The sequence below is a fragment of the Mediterranea sp. An20 genome, from assembly GCF_002160055.1.
GTDB lineage: Bacteria > Bacteroidota > Bacteroidia > Bacteroidales > Bacteroidaceae > Bacteroides > Bacteroides avicola.
On sequence record NZ_NFJV01000086.1, the window covers coordinates 1 to 568 of the forward strand.

The window sequence follows — 568 nt, forward strand, 5'->3', positions numbered from 1 at the left end:
ACAGGGTTGGGACGGTAGCTACCGTCCAGCAAAGAGCATATCAGACTTTTCTTGTTGGCGAGAAGCCATGGGAGAAGTTCCTCACATGACATCCGGTCGATTCCACCACAACCCTTGTTGCTGATTACAGACTTATAAGCCTTGTTCAGATTCCCGGGTGAAAGAATAGCCTCTAACAGATGCGCTCTGTCAAATGGTACTTCCACGACATTGTCTTCAACCATCCATAGGCAGGTCTGCGCTCCCACATACCATTCAGATTCCGTCTTAGCTCTCTGGGGCAGCCTGAAACTTCTGTTCCAGTTTTGTGCATTCTTTCCTGCATACGGTAGTTTGCAATTATTATCGTTTAAATAAAGTTCTGTCCTTCGCAAACTTATCGACACGCTTGCTACTATGACATCTGCTGACTTCTCACGGCAAGCTTTACTCCGCTGATTTCGATTTTTCCACTATTCTCATGCGTCCGTGAGACCTCCTCGGATAAGGGTATTAACTTTCAATCTTATGTCTGCTTCATTTACACTAACCGTTCCGAATAGCTATAGGGCTTTAGTTTGTTCTGCAA

General features: G+C 45.2%; 1 pseudogene. It reads right to left on the reverse strand.

The features are described from left to right. Positions 1–325 (reverse strand): annotated as a pseudogene (locus tag B5F34_RS17230) (group II intron reverse transcriptase/maturase); the annotation flags it as partial. Between the last annotated feature and the right edge of the window lie 243 nt (positions 326–568).